The 15,744-nt window shown below is 67.7% G+C and carries 11 protein-coding genes; 8 read left to right on the top strand and 3 right to left on the bottom strand.

What is annotated here, in order from left to right; all coding sequences use genetic code 11:
- Positions 1–148 precede the first annotated feature (148 nt).
- Complete coding sequence (locus Q8Z05_RS07520) at positions 149–3,310, top strand: glucan 1,4-alpha-glucosidase (protein ID WP_305942852.1); 3,162 nt, start codon at positions 149–151, stop codon at positions 3,308–3,310.
- Between the two features lie 107 nt (positions 3,311–3,417).
- Here Q8Z05_RS07520 and Q8Z05_RS07515 read toward each other — a convergent pair whose 3' ends face one another.
- Positions 3,418–5,109 carry an alpha-amylase family protein gene (locus Q8Z05_RS07515; protein WP_305942851.1) on the bottom strand — a complete coding sequence of 564 codons (1,692 nt, stop codon included), beginning with the start codon at positions 5,107–5,109 and terminating at the stop codon, positions 3,418–3,420.
- On the bottom strand, positions 5,106–6,092 hold the full coding sequence (locus Q8Z05_RS07510) for a TIGR03885 family FMN-dependent LLM class oxidoreductase (protein ID WP_305942850.1): 987 nt from the start codon (positions 6,090–6,092) through the stop codon (positions 5,106–5,108). The genes Q8Z05_RS07515 and Q8Z05_RS07510 overlap by 4 nt, the downstream gene beginning before the upstream one ends.
- A gap of 135 nt (positions 6,093–6,227) precedes the next feature.
- Here Q8Z05_RS07510 and Q8Z05_RS07505 point away from each other — a divergent pair, with 135 nt between their 5' ends.
- From Q8Z05_RS07505 to Q8Z05_RS07490, 4 genes are all read left to right on the top strand, one after another.
- Positions 6,228–7,400 (top strand): Re/Si-specific NAD(P)(+) transhydrogenase subunit alpha, encoded by a 1,173-nt coding sequence (locus Q8Z05_RS07505; RefSeq protein ID WP_305942849.1) that lies wholly within the window; start codon positions 6,228–6,230, stop codon positions 7,398–7,400.
- Complete coding sequence (locus tag Q8Z05_RS07500) at positions 7,400–7,696, top strand: NAD(P) transhydrogenase subunit alpha (RefSeq protein ID WP_305942848.1); 297 nt, start codon at positions 7,400–7,402, stop codon at positions 7,694–7,696. Before Q8Z05_RS07505 ends, Q8Z05_RS07500 begins: the two co-directional genes overlap by 1 nt.
- Positions 7,693–9,066, top strand: coding sequence for an NAD(P)(+) transhydrogenase (Re/Si-specific) subunit beta (locus tag Q8Z05_RS07495; RefSeq protein WP_305942847.1), 1,374 nt, complete (start codon positions 7,693–7,695; stop codon positions 9,064–9,066). The genes Q8Z05_RS07500 and Q8Z05_RS07495 overlap by 4 nt, the downstream gene beginning before the upstream one ends.
- Before the next feature lie 68 nt (positions 9,067–9,134).
- Positions 9,135–10,217, top strand: coding sequence for an ATP-dependent DNA ligase (locus Q8Z05_RS07490; RefSeq protein WP_305942846.1), 1,083 nt, complete (start codon positions 9,135–9,137; stop codon positions 10,215–10,217).
- Between the two features lie 80 nt (positions 10,218–10,297).
- Here the strand turns inward: Q8Z05_RS07490 and Q8Z05_RS07485 are convergent, their stop codons facing one another.
- A complete protein-coding gene (locus Q8Z05_RS07485) occupies positions 10,298–11,617 on the bottom strand; it encodes an MFS transporter (RefSeq protein WP_305942845.1) in 1,320 nt (439 codons plus the stop codon).
- A gap of 379 nt (positions 11,618–11,996) precedes the next feature.
- Here Q8Z05_RS07485 and Q8Z05_RS07480 point away from each other — a divergent pair, with 379 nt between their 5' ends.
- From Q8Z05_RS07480 to Q8Z05_RS07470, 3 genes are all read left to right on the top strand, one after another.
- Entirely contained in the window at positions 11,997–12,737 is a 741-nt protein-coding gene (locus Q8Z05_RS07480; RefSeq protein ID WP_371745972.1) for an IclR family transcriptional regulator, read from the top strand.
- A gap of 166 nt (positions 12,738–12,903) precedes the next feature.
- A complete protein-coding gene (locus Q8Z05_RS07475; RefSeq protein WP_305942843.1) occupies positions 12,904–13,785 on the top strand; it encodes a shikimate dehydrogenase in 882 nt (293 codons plus the stop codon).
- On the top strand, positions 13,785–15,716 hold the full coding sequence (locus Q8Z05_RS07470) for a bifunctional sugar phosphate isomerase/epimerase/4-hydroxyphenylpyruvate dioxygenase family protein (RefSeq protein ID WP_305942842.1): 1,932 nt from the start codon (positions 13,785–13,787) through the stop codon (positions 15,714–15,716). Before Q8Z05_RS07475 ends, Q8Z05_RS07470 begins: the two co-directional genes overlap by 1 nt.
- The last annotated feature ends 28 nt before the right edge of the window (positions 15,717–15,744 follow it).

The raw sequence follows: 15,744 nt of genomic DNA, 5'->3' as shown, positions 1-15,744 counted from the left end.
CCCCCCTTGACGTGGCAATCATCCAGCTCACATACTAGCTGGCAGTGGTTTATTAGAGTCTCTAATAAATACTCATCAGGCTCAAGTTGGACCGACAGACGTGGGAGTCCGGGCTTGGCCATCACTCAACCCACCTTCGAGGAGAGCAATGAAGCAACGCCTCAAATCTGCATGCACGGCAACCGTACTGGCAGTGGCGGTCTCGGCCCTGGGCCTGACCCCCGCCGTCGCGGAAGCCGCTGATGCGCCGGGCGCACCGGGATCAGCCGCCACCTGGACCAAGGGCGACAAAGAGGGCGTAGGCACGGCCCTCGGCACGGCGTCAAAGGTCTGGTACACCCTGACCGAGGGGACCATGAGCGAGGTCTACTATCCCCGCGCCGACACGCCTAACACCCGTGAACTGCAGTTCGCCGTCAGCGACGGCACCACGGCACAGCGCGAAAGCGACCAGGCCAGCCGCACCGTTGAGCTGGCCGACCCCAAGGCGCTCAGCTACCGGCAGATCACCACCGACGACGCGGGCCGCTGGCGGCTGACCAAGACGTACGTCACGGACCCTGCCCGGTCCACCGTGATGCTCGGTGTCACCTTCGAAGTCCTCGACGGCGGCGACTACCAGCTGTTCGTGCTCTCCGATCCGTCCCTGGCAGGCACCTCGGGCGGGGACACCGGCAGCATCTCCGAGGGCGCGCTGCTGGCTTCCGACCTGGAAGATGCCGCCACACCTGTTGCCACAGCCTTGGTCTCGTCTGCCGGGTTCGCAGCCATGGGCAACGGCTATGCGGGCAGCAGCGACGGCTGGACGGACCTCTCGTCCGACGGCACGCTGGATGGCGCACATCCGGCCGCAGGACCCGGCAACATCTCCCAGACGGGGCAGATTCCGCTGACCCCCGGCGGTCGCACGGAGTTCTCACTGGCCATGGGCTTCGGCGCCGATACCGCGGAGGCGCTGGCCACGGCTACTGCCAGCCTCAAGAGCGGCTACGCGAAGGTTGCCCGGAAGTACACCGGCGAATGGCGGAAGTACCTCGCCTCGCTCAACGAGCCCTCCGGCCAACTGGAAGGCGGGCTCCGGACGCAGTATGACGTTTCGCTCATGACCGTGAAATCGCATGAGGACAAGACCTACCCCGGTGCCTTCATCGCTTCCCTGACCATTCCGTGGGGCCAGGTTGCCAGCGCCGAAACACACCGTGAGGGCTACCACGCGGTGTGGGCCCGCGACATGTACCAGTCGGTCACGGCTCTCCTGGCCGCCGGGGACACCCAGGCTGCCCGGCGCGGCGTCGACTGGCTCTTCGAATACCAGCAGCAGCCCGACGGGCACTTCCCGCAGACCTCGAAGGTGGACGGAACAATCGGCCAGAACGGCATCCAGCTGGACGAAACAGCCTTCCCCATCCTGCTCGCCAACCAAGTGGGCCGCACGGACGGCGGTTTCTACCGCAAAGAGCTCAAACCGGCCGCGGACTACCTCGTGGCGGCCGGTGCCAAGACACCCCAGGAGCGCTGGGAGGAGACCGGTGGGTACTCGACGTCGACCCTCGCCTCCCAGATCGCCGCGCTTGCCGCCGCTGCGGACATCGCCGGGAAGAACGACGACGCCGCATCAGCCGCGATCTACCGCGCCACGGCCGACGAGTGGCAGCGAAGCACGGAGAAGTGGATGTTCACCACCAACGGCCCCGTGGGCGACGGCAACTACTACCTCCGTATCAGCGCGAGCGGCAACCCGAACGACGGCGCGTCCCGTGACTGGGGCAACGGCGCCGGCCAGCATCCGGAGAACGCAGTGCTGGACGCAGGCTTCCTCGAATTGGTGCGCCTGGGCGTCAAGGCTCCCGACGACCCGTTTGTGGCGGACTCGCTGGCTGAAACGGACGCCTCCATCTCCCAGGAGACCCCCGGCGGCCGCATGTGGCACCGCTACACCTACGACGGCTATGGCGAAAAAGCGGACGGCTCGCCGTGGGACGGCACCGGGATCGGCCGGCTCTGGCCGCTTCTGAGCGGTGAGCGCGGCGAATACGCGCTGGCCAACGGCGAGGACGCGCTGCCGTACCTGCAGACTATGCATTCGGCGGCCAATGCCGGGTTCATGATTCCGGAGCAGGTCTGGGACTCGGAAGAGCCCACCTCCTACGGCCACGAACTGGGACGCAGCACCGGCTCCGCCTCGCCGCTGTCCTGGGCGATGGCCCAGTACGTGCGGCTCGCGGCCGGCGTGAACAACGGTTCCCCGGTGGAAACGCCGGCCAACGTGGCCGCCCGCTACGCCTCCGGCGCCACCGTCTCCACGCCGGAGCTGGACCTGACGAGCCCTGCTGCCCTGTCCATCGCGGACGCCGCCACGACTACTGTCGCCGGCACGACGAACGCTTCCACGGTGTATGTCTCCGTGAATGGCGCGGTCACCGAGGCGCCGGTCACGGCCGGTGCGGACGGCGTCGGGTCCTTCTCGCTCGATGTTCCGCTGACCGGGGCCAAAAACAAGATCGTCGTCGCGGGCGTGGCCGCCGACGGAGGCACCGCCCAGGAAGAAACCACCGTGCTCTACTACGGCACCCGCCTCGGAGCCCTCGCGGATCCGGGCGGTGACGACAACGGTCCCGGCAGCTACACCTACCCCGCCAACCCGGCCTATGTGCCCGGCGCCTTCGACCTCACCGGAGTGGAGGTTTACGACGCCGGCGAGGACTACGCGTTTGTCACCACCATCGCCGGGGAGGTCACCAACCCCTGGGGCGGCCAGGGCATCTCGCACCAGCGCCTGAACATCTACCTGGGCACCGGCACCGGCGGCGCTGTTCCCGGCCTGCCCGGAACCAACATCAATGTTGAACACGCCTGGGACTCGGTGATCGTCACGGACGGCCGCTTCGACGGCGCCGGTGTCTTCTCTCCCGACGGCACGCGGACCTCCGCCGTGAGCCTGCTGGCTGTCCCTGAGGCGCGGCAAATTGTCACCCGTGTGCCCAAGGCGGCACTGGGCAGCCTTGATCCGGCTACGGCCCGGATGTCCGTCGCGATGTTCGGGAACGCCGAGGCAGGCGAAGGAATCGGCAATGTCCGCCCGGTGTACGACGGCGACTACTGGGCAGCCGGCGATCCGTCGTGGATCAAGGAATGGCGCTTCGGTGGCGGCGCCGGAGTCTTCGACGGCGGCCTGGACTCCCGCGACTCCGACACCAGGGACCCGAATGCCCTGGACGTGATCGTGGGCGACGGCCAAAGCCAGGCCATCGTCCTCGACTGGCGCGCAGGATCGCCCGTGGTGGTCCCGATGGTGGGATTGACGCCCTAGCGCCCGTCAGCGCCGCAACTGGAAACACGACGCCGGCCGCCCCGGAAACGGGGCTGCCGGCGTCGTGCTTTACTGCGTCAGATGCGGCGGTGCTATATCCGGGGTTGTCAGATCCGGCGGTCGCCTGACCGCTGGATCCTGAACCAGCGGTAGCCGTAGCGCTCCAACTCCAGCTCGAAGCCGCCGTCGTCCGCCAGGGCGATGTTTTCGCCGTCGAGCAGGTCCAGCAGGATGGCGCCGCCGAACGTCTCCTTGGGATCTTCCGGCGACGAAACCCTTGCCGTGACGGAGGCCGGCTGCGCGGCCATGTTGTGCGCCAGGACCAGCGTGGAACCGGCACGGGTGCAGCTGTGCAGGAGCACCCCGGGATTGGCCTGCTTGATGAGCTCGAAGTCGCCCCAGCTGAGTTCCGGGCTTTCCCGGTAGCGCCGGATGAGGGTGGCGATGAAATTCCACAGCGAGTCAGGGTCCCGGACGGCCTGCGCGGCGTTGATGTTCTTGGGCCCGAAGTAGCCGTCAACCACCTGCGCCACCAGCTTGTCCGCGGGCGCGGTGGAAAATCCGCCGTTGTCGGTGTCGTTCCACTGCATGGGGGACCGAACCGCCGACCGGCCCTCGGCGCGCAGGTCCTCACCCATGCCGATTTCCTCGCCATAGAACAGGACCGGCGTTCCGGGCAGGGAGAACATCAGCGAGTAGACCATGCGGAGCCGGGCGGGATCGCCGTCGAGCATCGGGGGCAGGCGGCGCCGGAGTCCGCGTCCATACATCTGCATGTCCGGATCCGCGCCGAAGGCGGCAAAGACTTCGGCCCGCTCCTCATCGGTGAGCTTGTCCAGCGTCAGCTCATCGTGGTTGCGCACGAACATGGCCCACTGGTTGTCCGGGTGGATGGCCGGCCTGCCGGTCAGGGTCTTGGCCAGCGGGCGCGCATCCTCCCTGGCCAGGGAAAGGTAAAGGTTCTGCATGCTCAGGAAGTCGAACTGCATGTTCAGCTCGTTGCCGTCCGGCCCGCCGAAGTACTTCACCTGGTCCTTGTACGGAAGGTTGACCTCGCCCAGGAGCACAGCACTCCCGTTGCGCCGGTTGAGGAAGCTGCGCAGGGCCGCCAGGTAGTCGTGCGGATCGATCTTCGCCGCGTCCTCCTTGGACACGCCCTGCAGCTCCAGGAAGAACGGCACGGCGTCCAGCCGGAACCCGTCCAGACCCATCTGCAGCCAGAAACCCATGGATTTGGCGATCTCGTCCCGGACCTTCGGATTGGCGACGTTCAGGTCCGGCTGGTGCTTGGCGAACATGTGCAGGTACCACTCGCCGGTGGCCTTGTCCTGGGTCCAGATGGACGTTTCCTCGCCGGGAAACACCACCTGTTCCGACGTGTCCGGGGGAGTGTCCTTCCGCCAGACGTAGTAGTCCCGGTACGGGTTGTCCACGGACTTCCGGGACTCCTTGAACCAGGGGTGCTTGTCCGAGGTGTGGTTGATGACGAAGTCCGCGATCACCCGCATTCCCCGGTCCTTCGCGGTCCGGATGAACTCCACCACGTCGCCCAGGGTGCCAAGGCGCGGGTCCACGCCGTACATGTCGGTGATGTCGTAGCCGTCATCCCGGTCCGGGGACGGGTAGAACGGCATGAGCCAGATGCACGTGACCCCCAGCGCCGCCAGGTAATCCACGCGCTGGATCAGGCCGCCGAAATCCCCGGTGCCGTCGCCGTCGTCGTCGAAAAAGGTTTCCGGGTCCAGGCAATAGACCACGGCGTTCTTCCACCACAGATCGGACGTCTCCGCGATCCTCATGCCGTCACCGCCCGGGTCCCGCTGCCGGCCCGCAGCCGGGGGAGCACGTGTTCGGCGAACGCCTCGATGAAGGGCTTCTGCTCCTGGCCCACGAAGTGCAGGTACAGCTCATCGAAGCCCAGGTCCGCGTATTCCTGCAGCCATGTGGCGTGCTGGTCCAGGCTGGAGGAGATGTTGACGGCCTTGCGGACCTGTTCCTCGCCGACGTCGGTGCTGACACCGTCGAAGTGCGCGGCGGTGGGCAGGTCCCAGGGGATGGGCGGAGCGAAGACGTTGGACCGCCACTGGTCCAGGGCGATTGAGACCGCCTCTTCCTCCCGCGGCGCCCAGGACAGGTGGATCTGGAGCACTGCCTTGCCCCGGCCGCCGTTGTCCCGGTAGGCGGCAAGCATTTCCTTCAGCTTTGCGTGGGGCTGGTTGACGGTGACCAGGCCGTCCGCCCAGTCCGCTGCGCGCCGTGCGGTCTGCACGCTGATGGCGGGGGCGATCAGCGGCGGCTTGGTCTCCGGGACATCCCACAGCCGTGCCTGTTCCACCGTGACCAGGCCGTGGTGGGTCACCTCCTCGCCGTTGTGCAGGCGTCGGATGACGTCCACGCACTCCTCCAGGCGCTGCTGGCGGGTTTCCTTGGCCGGCCACGCATCGCCCGTGATGTGTTCATTCATGTTCTCCCCGCTGCCCGGAGCCATCCAGAACCGCCCGGGAAACATGTCCGCCAGGGTGGCCGAGGCGTGCGCGATGATCGCGGGATGGTAGCGCTGGCCCGGCGCCGTGACCACGCCGAAGCGCAGCGAGGTGGTGGCCAGCGCTGCACCCAGCCAGGACCAGGCGAAACCGGAGTGGCCCTGCCGCGCGGACCAGGGTTCGATGTGGTCCGAGCACATGGCGGCGTCGAATCCCGCTTGCTCGGCTAATTGGACGTCCTGGAGCAGTTGGCCCGGGCTGATCTGTTCATGCGATGCGTGAAATCCGATAGTTGCCATCGTTAATGTCTACCGGCGGGGAGTGCGCGTGTCGAGGAAAGCACGCGCGGACTCGGATTCTGCATAGACTCTAGCCATACCGACCCGGGACAGCGGGACACCGGACAGCGATGACGCTGGAAAGGGAGTGGCGGGGTGGAGCTAGGCATTGTGCGGGAACACCGCGAGGGCGAGCGGCGGGTTGCCGCGACGCCGGAGACGGTGCAGCAGCTGATCGGCCTGGGGCTTGAGGTCCTGGTCCAATCCGGGGCGGGAACCGCGGCCGGCCACAGTGACGACTCCTACGTCCGGGCCGGCGCGCGGATCGTCCCCGAACTGGACCCCGGTTCACTCGATGTCCTCGCCCATGTGCGCCCGCTGGAACCGGCGACGGCGGCGGCACTGCGCCGCGGTGCCGTGACCGTTGGCCTCGCATCGCCGTCGTCCGAACTGCCCGCTGTACAGGCGCTGGCCGCCGCCGGTGTCACCTCCTTCGCACTCGAACTGGTGCCCCGGATTTCCCGGGCCCAGTCGATGGACGCCCTGTCCTCCCAGGCCCTCGTGGCAGGCTACCGCTGCGTGCTGGAAGCGGCCATCCGCCTGCCCCGCTTTTTCCCGCTCTTCATGACAGCGGCCGGAACCATCCCGCCTGCGCGCGTCCTGGTGCTCGGCGTCGGCGTGGCGGGGCTGCAGGCCATCGGAACGGCAAAGCGGCTGGGCGCCCGGGTCTCCGCGAACGACATCCGGCCCGCTTCGGCGGACGAGGTTGCCTCGATGGGCGGCACCTTCATCAAGCTGGACCTGGAGACGGCCGAGGCCTCGGGCGGCTATGCGCGGGAGTTAAGCGCTGACCGCGGCGCCCTGCAGCGGCAGTTGCTGGCGCCGCACGTTGCCCAGGCGGACGTGCTGATTACGACGGCGGCTGTCCCCGGCAGGCGGGCCCCGCTCCTGGTGAGCCGGGAGATGGTGCAGGGCATGCGCCCCGGCTCCGTGGTGGTGGACCTTGCCGCGGAGTCCGGCGGCAATGTGGAGGGATCGGTTCCCGGCCAGGACATCGCGGTGGAGACCGCCGACGGCCAGGGCACCGTGACTCTGGTGGGTATGAAGGACGCCGCCTCTGCCATGCCGGCGGACGCGTCCCGGCTGTATGCCAAGAACGTGGCCAACCTGCTGGCCCTGATGGTCCGGGACGGAACCCTGGCCCTCGACTTCGGCGACGAAGTGGTGGCCGGCACGTGCCTGACGCACGACGGCGTGGTGCGGCATGCGCCCACGGCGGACGCCCTGGCAGTAGCGAACCGGAAGTTCGACAACGAGGGGGTGGCCTGATGGACGGCATCAGCCTGCTCACGATTACCGTGCTGGCGGTTTTCGTGGGCTTCGAAGTGGTCTCGAAGGTGTCCAGCACCCTGCACACACCGCTGATGTCCGGGGCCAACGCCATCCACGGCATCATCCTGGTGGGTGCCATCATCGTGGCCGGCCAGGCCGCGGACCCGTGGGTCCTCGCCGTCGCGCTCCTCGCCGTCGTGCTGGCCACCGCCAACCTGGTGGGCGGATTCGTGGTGACCGACCGCATGCTGGAGATGTTCGGCGGGCGCAGGGACGGGAAGGGGCCACGATGAGCATCCTGGACCCCACCTGGACGGGCCTCCTCTACCTCGTGGCGGCAGTGTTGTTCATCCTGGCGCTCATGGGCCTGAACTCGCCCCGCACCGCCCGCCGCGGCAACCTCGTGGGCGCCGCGGGCGCCGTGCTGGGCGTGGCCACGGTGTTCCTCTCGGCCCGGCTGGAGAACATTCCCTGGATCCTCGGCGCGATAGCCGTGGGTTCGGCGGTTGCCGCCCCCGTGGCCCGGCGCGTCAAGATGACCCAGATGCCGCAGCTCGTCGCCGCGTTCAACGGCGTGGGCGGCGGTGCCGCTGCGCTCGTGGCACTCCTTGAACTCGGGCACACGGCCGACGCCTGGGTCCGCCTGGCCATCGCCTTCACCCTGCTGGTGGGTGCGGTGTCCTTCGCCGGTTCCGCCGTGACGTTCGCCAAGCTGCAGGAGCTCATGACCACCCGTCCGGTGGTGTTCCCCGGACTGCCCGTGGTCATGGCGGCGGTGCTGCTGGCCGCGCTGGGTGCCGGTGTCGCCGTCGTCCTGACCGGCTCGCTGCCGCTGGCATTGGTGCTGCTGATCCTGGGACTCGGCGCGGGCATCTTCCTGGTGCTGCCCGTGGGCGGCGCGGACGTGCCGATCGTCATCTCGCTGCTGAACGCCTTCACGGGCCTGGCCGTCGCGGCCTCGGGACTGGTGCTGGGCAACGTGCTGCTGCTCGTGGCCGGCACCCTGGTGGGAGCCTCGGGTACCATCTTGACCCGGGCCATGGCTGCCGCCATGGGCCGCAGCGTGGCGGGCATCCTGTTCGGAGCCTTCAGGGGAGGTTCGACGGCGGGCTCCACCGCGGTCAGTGACCGCCCGGTGCGCTCCTCCAGCGCGGAGGACGTCGCCGTGCTGCTGGGTTACGCGCAGCGCGTGATCATTGTTCCCGGCTACGGCCTGGCCGTGGCCCAGGGCCAGCACACCGCGGCGGAACTGGCCAAGGCACTGCAGCTCCGGGGAATCCAGGTGGACTTCGCCATCCATCCCGTGGCGGGCCGCATGCCCGGGCACATGAACGTGCTCCTGGCCGAAGCCAACGTTCCGTACGAGGAGCTCCGGGAAATGACCGAGATCAATGCGGACTTCAAGACCGCGGACGTCGCCCTGGTGGTCGGCGCCAATGACGTGGTCAACCCCGCCGCCAAGACCTCGTCCGGATCGCCCATCTACGGGATGCCCATCCTGGAAGTGGCCGACGCCCGGCAGGTGGTGTTCCTCAAGCGGTCCATGCGCCCCGGCTTCGCAGGCATCGAGAACGAATTGCTCTACGAACCGCAGACCACCCTGCTGTTCGGCGACGCGAAGGACTCGCTGACCAAGGTCCTGGGGGCGGTCAAGGCCCTGTAGCCGGGTCCCGGCACACCGGCCCGCCGCGGGGGTGGTGCGAAGCCCGGTGCCGGGCAAGAATGGGCGTTATGCAACTGCCGGTGATGCCTCCGATCGCACCCATGCTCGCCAAAGCCGTCAGCGGCCTGCCCGACGTCCCGGAGTCCGGCCCGAAATGGAGCTTTGAACCCAAATGGGACGGCTTCCGGTCCATCATCTTCCGGGATGGCGACGAGGTGGAGATCGGCAGCCGCAACGGCAAGCCCATGACCCGCTACTTCCCGGAACTCGTGGAGGCCTTGAAGGCAAACCTGCCGCCGCGGTGCGTGATCGACGGCGAAATCGTCCTGGTGGGCGCCTCCGGCGACCGGCTGGACTTCGAGGCCCTCCAGCAGAGGATCCATCCGGCGGCCAGCCGGGTGAAGCTCCTCGCGGCGCAGACGCCGGCGAAGTTCGTGGCTTTCGACCTGCTGGCCCTGGGCGACGAGGACCTTACCGGGCGGCCGTTCACCGAGCGGCGCAGCATGCTGGAGAAGGCCCTCGCCGGGAGTTCCGCGCCCGTCCACCTGACCGCCGCGACCCTGGATAACGCCACCGCGCAGCAGTGGTTCCACCAGTTCGAGGGAGCCGGGCTCGACGGGATCGTGGCCAAGGCCCTGGACGGCACGTACCAGCCGGACAAGCGCGTGATGCTCAAGGTCAAGCACGAGCGCACGGCCGACTGCGTCCTGGCCGGCTACCGCGTGCACACCAGCGGGTCGGACCGGATCGGTTCGCTCCTGCTGGGGCTCTATGACGGCGACGGCGGGCTGGCCAGCGTGGGCGTGGTGGGGGCCTTCCCGATGCAGCGCCGCAAGGAACTTTTCCAGGAACTCCAGCCGCTGGTGACGGACTTCGACGGCCACCCCTGGGCCTGGGCCAAGCAGGAGGAGGGCGGCCGGACGCCGCGGAAGGCCGAAGGCAGCCGCTGGAGCGCCGGCAAGGACCTGTCCTTCATCCCGCTCCGCCCCGAGCGTGTGCTGGAAGTGAAGTACGACCACATGGAAGGCGAACGGTTCCGCCACACCGCCCAGTTTGTCCGCTGGCGCCCGGACCGGGACCCGGAATCCTGCACCTACGACCAGCTGGAAGAGCCGGTCAAGTACAACCTGGCCGAGGTCCTGGCCACCTGACCTTTGTTTGAGCCTCCTGGTGGTTAAACACCGGCGGCCCGCCCCCGGGAGGGGACGGGCCGCCGTCGTATATTGCGCGTTTACTTGAGGCCGAGCTCGCGGGTGGGGGTCTTGAAGGATTCCTTGGCCGTGAGGGCGGAGATCGCCGCAACGCCGCAGATGACTGCCGTGAAGATGCTGATCTGGACCCAGCCGCCGGGCTTGATGCCGCCCATGGCAGCCACGATCGCCGGGGCGAAGCCGGCCATCAGGAAGCCGAGCTGGGTGCCGATGGCCAGGCCGGAGAACCGGACCTTGGTACTGAACATCTCGGCGTAGAAGGACGGCCAGACGGCGTTGGAGGCTGCGTAGCCGAAGGAGAAGAAACCGATGGCTGCCGCGAACATCAGCGGGACGCTGCCGGACTCGAGGCTGACCAGGAAGACCGGCGTCAGGATGGCACTGGCCACGGCGCCGTAGATGAAGACGGGCTTGCGGCCGATCTTGTCCGCCAGCATGCCGAACAGCGGCTGGGTGCCGAGGGCCACGAAGTTCGCGCCGACTACGAGCCAGAGGGTGGTAGTGCCGTCCACGCCGGCCACGGTCTTGGCGTAGCTGATGGCCAGGGTGCCGAACACGGTGGAGACGGCGGCGATGAAGGCGCAGGCTACGACGCGGAGGACGTCGCGCCAGTGGTGCTTCAGGAGGTCGGCAACCGGGAGCTTGGAGATGGCGGCGGACTTCTGGGCTTCGGCGAATGCCGGCGGTTCGTGCAGCGTGCGGCGGATGAAGAAGGCCACCAGGACCACCACGGCGCTGAGCCAGAACGGGACGCGCCAGCCGATGCCGTACTTGATCTCGTCGGGCAGCGCGAGCACGGGGATGAAGACGAGGGCGGCGAGGATCTGGCCGCCCTGGGTGCCGGTGAGGGTCCAGGACGTGAAGAACGAACGGCGGTTATCCGGTGCGTGTTCCAGGGTCATCGACGAGGCGCCGGCCTGCTCGCCGGCGGCGGAGAGGCCCTGGCAGAGGCGGGCGAGCACCAGCAGGGCCGGAGCCCACCAGCCCACGGTGTTGAAGTCGGGGAGGCAGCCGATGAGGAAGGTGGAGGCTCCCATCAGCACCAGGGTGAACATGAGGACCTTCTGCCGGCCCACACGGTCGCCGAAGTGGCCCAGGATGACCGCCCCCACCGGGCGGGCCACATAGGCGAAGCCGAACGTGGCGAAGGACATGATGGCGGCGTTGGCATCAGCATTGGGGAAAAACACGTGCGGGAAGATCAGCGCTGCGGCGGAACCGAAGATGAAGAAGTCGTAGTACTCGACGGCGCTTCCCAGGAAGCTGGCGAGGGCTGCCTTCTTCGGGGTCCCGGCCGGTGCAACGGTGCCCGGCGTCGTGGACGGGAGTGTCTGGCTCATGGTGTTCCTTTGTGTGACGACATTGTCGCGGATGGATCAGGATTTTCGCAGCTGCCGCGCTTCGTTTCTGGAAACCCCGGCCAAGGCCTTGATGGTTGGCCCTTGCCGGCGGCGGCTGGTGGTCCGTGTAAAGACCCGGACGAGTAGCCACATGGTGGGAGCTACTTGTGCGATATAGCAATGATGGCTGTGAGGACTGTCACTTGTCAAGGAAAATAGTCACCATCTAGAAATAGCTCTCACAATGTGGCAACATCGAGATATGAGTGTGAATCAAGACACAGAGCTGGAAGCCGCCGGACGAGTCGCTGCTGCGGCGGGCGGGGGAACCGGGACAGCCAAGGCGCCCAAGGGGGCCAAGGAAGACTCCCGCACGGACATGGTAGGCAAGGCGCTGGGTCTGCTTGTCCTGCTGGGCGATGAACCGCGCGGTGCCAGTGCTGCGGAGTTGTCCCGCCGCGCGGAGCTGCCGTTCAGCACCACGTACCGCCTGCTTGGCTCGCTCACGCGGGATGGTTTTGTGGACTACGAGCCGGACGGCCGCCGCTACCACCTGGGCCTGCGCGTCTTCCAGCTGGGCCAGCGGGTATCCAACCACCATGGATTTGCCGGCACTGCGCTGCCCATCCTTCGCCGGGTCACCGAGAAAACCGGGGAGGCCACCATCCTCTCCGTCCGGGACGGAAACCATCACCTTACGGTCAACAAGGTGGACGGACCGCAGACGTTCCGTGTGACGAGCGATCCGGGGCACCTCGGTGCGCTGCACACCACGTCGGTGGGCAAGGCCCTGGTGGCTTTTGCCGAGGATGCTGAGCGGAAGCGCCTGGTGGAGGAGCTGCCGCTTGACCCGCTGACTGAATTTTCCGTCACGGACCGGGAGGCCTTCCGGACCGAGATCGACCAGGTCCGCCGCCGGGGCTACGCCGTCATGGACGAGGAGAACGAGCTGGGCATGCGCGCCGTGGCTGTTCCCGTATTCAATGCGCAGGGCTACGCCTTCGCCTCCCTGGCCACGGCCGTTCCGGTCTTCCGGCTCAGCCTGGACGACCTGGTGGCCCTTGTTCCCGTCCTTCAGGAAGCCGCCGCGGAGCTGGCGGCCAGGCTGCCGCAGCGATGAGGTGCGCCGCTCGCGGAGCCGTGCGTCGCCGTCGTAATTTGTTCGCGATAAGAACAGTAGTGCAACATGTGAACTTTTCCTGTACTGTAATCCCTACCACCCGGCAGACGGCCGGCGCCCAGTGCGTCCCGGCAAGCCGAGTGCCGTTGTCAAAGGAGCTAAACGGATGAGCAATCGAGCAGAGTCCTTTCTGGTGGGCCTCGTAGGCGATGGCGTGATGCCGTCGCTCACGCCCCACATGCACGAACGCGAAGGCGACGTGCAGGGCCTGCGGTACCTCTACCGCCCCATCGACCTGCTGGAGCTGGGCCTCCCGGGTGAATCCGTGGGCGAGCTCCTGAAGAGCGCCCACCGCCTCGGCTTCAACGGGCTGAACATCACCCACCCGTGCAAGCAGCTGGTCCTGGACCACCTTGACGAAATTTCCCCGGATGCCCGCCGCCTTGGAGCGGTGAACACGGTGACCATCCGGGACGGCCGCTTCATCGGCCACAACACGGACTTTTCCGGCTTCGCGGCCGCCCTTGCCTCGGGCCTGCCCGGGGCCAAGCTGGACCGCGTGGTCCAACTGGGTGCCGGCGGCGCCGGTTCCGCCGTTGCCTACGCCCTGCTCACCGCCGGCGTCCGCCACCTGGACCTTGTGGATACGGATGCGGACCGCTGCGCCGCGCGCGCCGCGGAACTGGCCGGGTTCTTCCCGGACAGCACCGTTGCGGGACGCACGACGGCGGAGCTGCCGCAGCTGATGCCCCTCGCCGACGGTCTGGTGCACTGCACCCCGGTGGGCATGGCCGCGCACCCGGGCGCGCCGCTGGACCTCTCCCTGCTCGAATCCCGGCACTGGGTGGCGGACATTGTCTACCGCCCGATCGAGACCGAACTGGTCCGCGAAGCCCGTGCCAAGGGCTGCGAGGTGCTGGACGGCGGCCGCATGGCCGTGGGCCAGGCGGCCGATGCCTTCAGGATCTTCACCGGCCTCGAAGCGGATGCCGACCGCATGCGCTCCCACTTCCTGGAGCTTGTGGCGGCAGAGGAGGTGGCTGCCTGATGCGCACCGGAATCGCCACGGTGTGCCTGTCCGGCACGCTGAAGGAAAAAATGCAGGCCTGCGCCATTGCCGGCTTCGACGGAATCGAAATCTTCGAGCAGGACCTGGTCACGTCGTCACTGAGCCCGGAGGACGTCCGGAAGATGGCCTCTGACCTGGGCCTGACGCTGGACCTCTACCAGCCGTTCCGCGATTTCGACAGCGTCTCCGAGGACCTCCTCGCGTCGAACCTCCGCCGCGCGGAAGCCAAGTTCAAGCTGATGTCCCGCCTGGGCATGGACACGATCCTGGTCTGCTCCAACGTTGGCACGGCCACGATCGATGACGACGCCCTGCGCGCAGAACAGCTGGGACGGCTGGCCGCACTCGCCGGGGACCATGGCGTGAAGGTGGCCTACGAGGCGCTGGCCTGGGGCAAGTACGTCAATGACTACGAGCACGCCCACCGCCTGGTGGAAGCCGTGGACCACCCGAACCTGGGCACCTGCCTGGACTCCTTCCACATCCTTTCCCGCGACTGGGACACTGCGCCCATCGAAGCGTTCCGCGCGGACAAGATCTTCTTCGTCCAGGTGGCCGACGCCCCGAAGCTGTCCATGGACGTCCTGTCCTGGAGCCGCCACTACCGCGTGTTCCCGGGCGAAGGCCAGTTTGAGCTCGCCAAGTTCATGGGCCATGTGGTCCGGGCCGGGTACACCGGTCCGGTCTCGCTGGAGGTCTTCAACGACGTCTTCCGCCAGTCCGACGTCGAACGCACCGCCGTGGACGCCATGCGGTCGCTGATCTGGCTGGAGGAGCAGAGCGCCAAGTGGCTGGATGCGAACGCGGCCCTTACTGACGGCGCTGCCGGCGCTGGTTCTGCCGGCGCAGGCGCAACAGGCCGCCGTCGTTATCCCATGGAACTGGCCACGCTCCCGCAGGTGGCCGAACCGGCAGGCTTCAACTTCGCCGAGGTCAAAGCAGCTGACACCGCAGGCCTCGAGACGGTGCTGGGCCAGCTGGGGTTCGAATTCAACGGCAGACACCGCACCAAGGACGTGCAATTGTGGAGCATGGGCCACGCGCGCGTGATCATCAACGAGGCGGCGGTGGACGCCGGGGACTCTTCACCGGCGATTGCCGCCCTCGGCTTCGACGTCGATTCGCCCGTGATTGCCGCCGCCCGCGCCCAGCAGCTCAAAGCGCCCGCCGTGCCCCGCAAGAGCCAGGCCAACGAGGAAGTGTTCCAGGGCTTTGCCGCGCCGGACTCCACCGAGATCTTCCTCTGCCAGGGCAGCCCGGACGGCACCGCGGCCTGGACCCGCGAGTTTGGCGAAGGCCTGGAGGTTCCGGCCGCCGGCAGCCGCAATGCGGTGATCGACCACGTGAACCTTGCGCAGCCATGGCAGCACTTTGATGAAGCCGTCCTCTTCTACACCAGCGCCCTGGCCCTCGAACCGCAGCCGTTCGCCGAGGTGCCCAGCCCCAGCGGACTGGTCCGCTCCCAGGTGATGTTGACGGCGGACCGCGCCGTGCGCCTGGTGCTGAACCTTGCCCCCGTGATCCAGCAGGACGGCGCGGAGGCGGGAACCGCCCACCGGAAGACGTACCAGGAGCACATCGCCTTCGCCGTGGACGACCTTGTGGAGACGGCCCGCGCGGCCCGCGACCGGGGACTGGATTTCCTGCGGATCCCGGCCAACTACTACGAGGACCTGGACGCGCGGTTCGACCTGGACCCCGCCTTCCTGGCCACCCTCCGGGACCTGAACCTGCTGTACGACCGTGATGCCGACGGCGAGTTCCTGCACTTCTACACCGCCACCGTGGGCAGTGTGTTCTTCGAAATGGTGGAACGCCGCGGCGGTTACGACGGCTACGGTGCGCCCAACGCGCCGGTGCGGCACGCCGTCCAGTACGACCACCTGCACCAGCTGAGCCGCTCGACCTGACCAGACCAGCCACACCACAACCAACACC

The organism is Arthrobacter oryzae (assembly GCF_030718995.1).
Taxonomy (GTDB): domain Bacteria; phylum Actinomycetota; class Actinomycetes; order Actinomycetales; family Micrococcaceae; genus Arthrobacter; species Arthrobacter oryzae_C.
This window is presented reverse-complemented; position numbering and strand designations above follow the sequence as displayed.

Excerpts from the sequence above, each read along its gene's own strand:
- Q8Z05_RS07520 (WP_305942852.1), top strand. The coding sequence starts at position 149 with ATGAAGCAACGCCTCAAATCTGCATGCACGGCAACCGTACTGGCAGTG.
- Q8Z05_RS07515 (WP_305942851.1), bottom strand. The coding sequence starts at position 5,109 with ATGAGGATCGCGGAGACGTCCGATCTGTGGTGGAAGAACGCCGTGGTC.
- Q8Z05_RS07510 (WP_305942850.1), bottom strand. The coding sequence starts at position 6,092 with ATGGCAACTATCGGATTTCACGCATCGCATGAACAGATCAGCCCGGGC.
- Q8Z05_RS07500 (WP_305942848.1), top strand. The coding sequence starts at position 7,400 with ATGGACGGCATCAGCCTGCTCACGATTACCGTGCTGGCGGTTTTCGTG.
- Q8Z05_RS07495 (WP_305942847.1), top strand. The coding sequence starts at position 7,693 with ATGAGCATCCTGGACCCCACCTGGACGGGCCTCCTCTACCTCGTGGCG.
- Q8Z05_RS07490 (WP_305942846.1), top strand. The coding sequence starts at position 9,135 with ATGCAACTGCCGGTGATGCCTCCGATCGCACCCATGCTCGCCAAAGCC.
- Q8Z05_RS07485 (WP_305942845.1), bottom strand. The coding sequence starts at position 11,617 with ATGAGCCAGACACTCCCGTCCACGACGCCGGGCACCGTTGCACCGGCC.
- Q8Z05_RS07480 (WP_371745972.1), top strand. The coding sequence starts at position 11,997 with ATGGTAGGCAAGGCGCTGGGTCTGCTTGTCCTGCTGGGCGATGAACCG.
- Q8Z05_RS07475 (WP_305942843.1), top strand. The coding sequence starts at position 12,904 with ATGAGCAATCGAGCAGAGTCCTTTCTGGTGGGCCTCGTAGGCGATGGC.
- Q8Z05_RS07470 (WP_305942842.1), top strand. The coding sequence starts at position 13,785 with ATGCGCACCGGAATCGCCACGGTGTGCCTGTCCGGCACGCTGAAGGAA.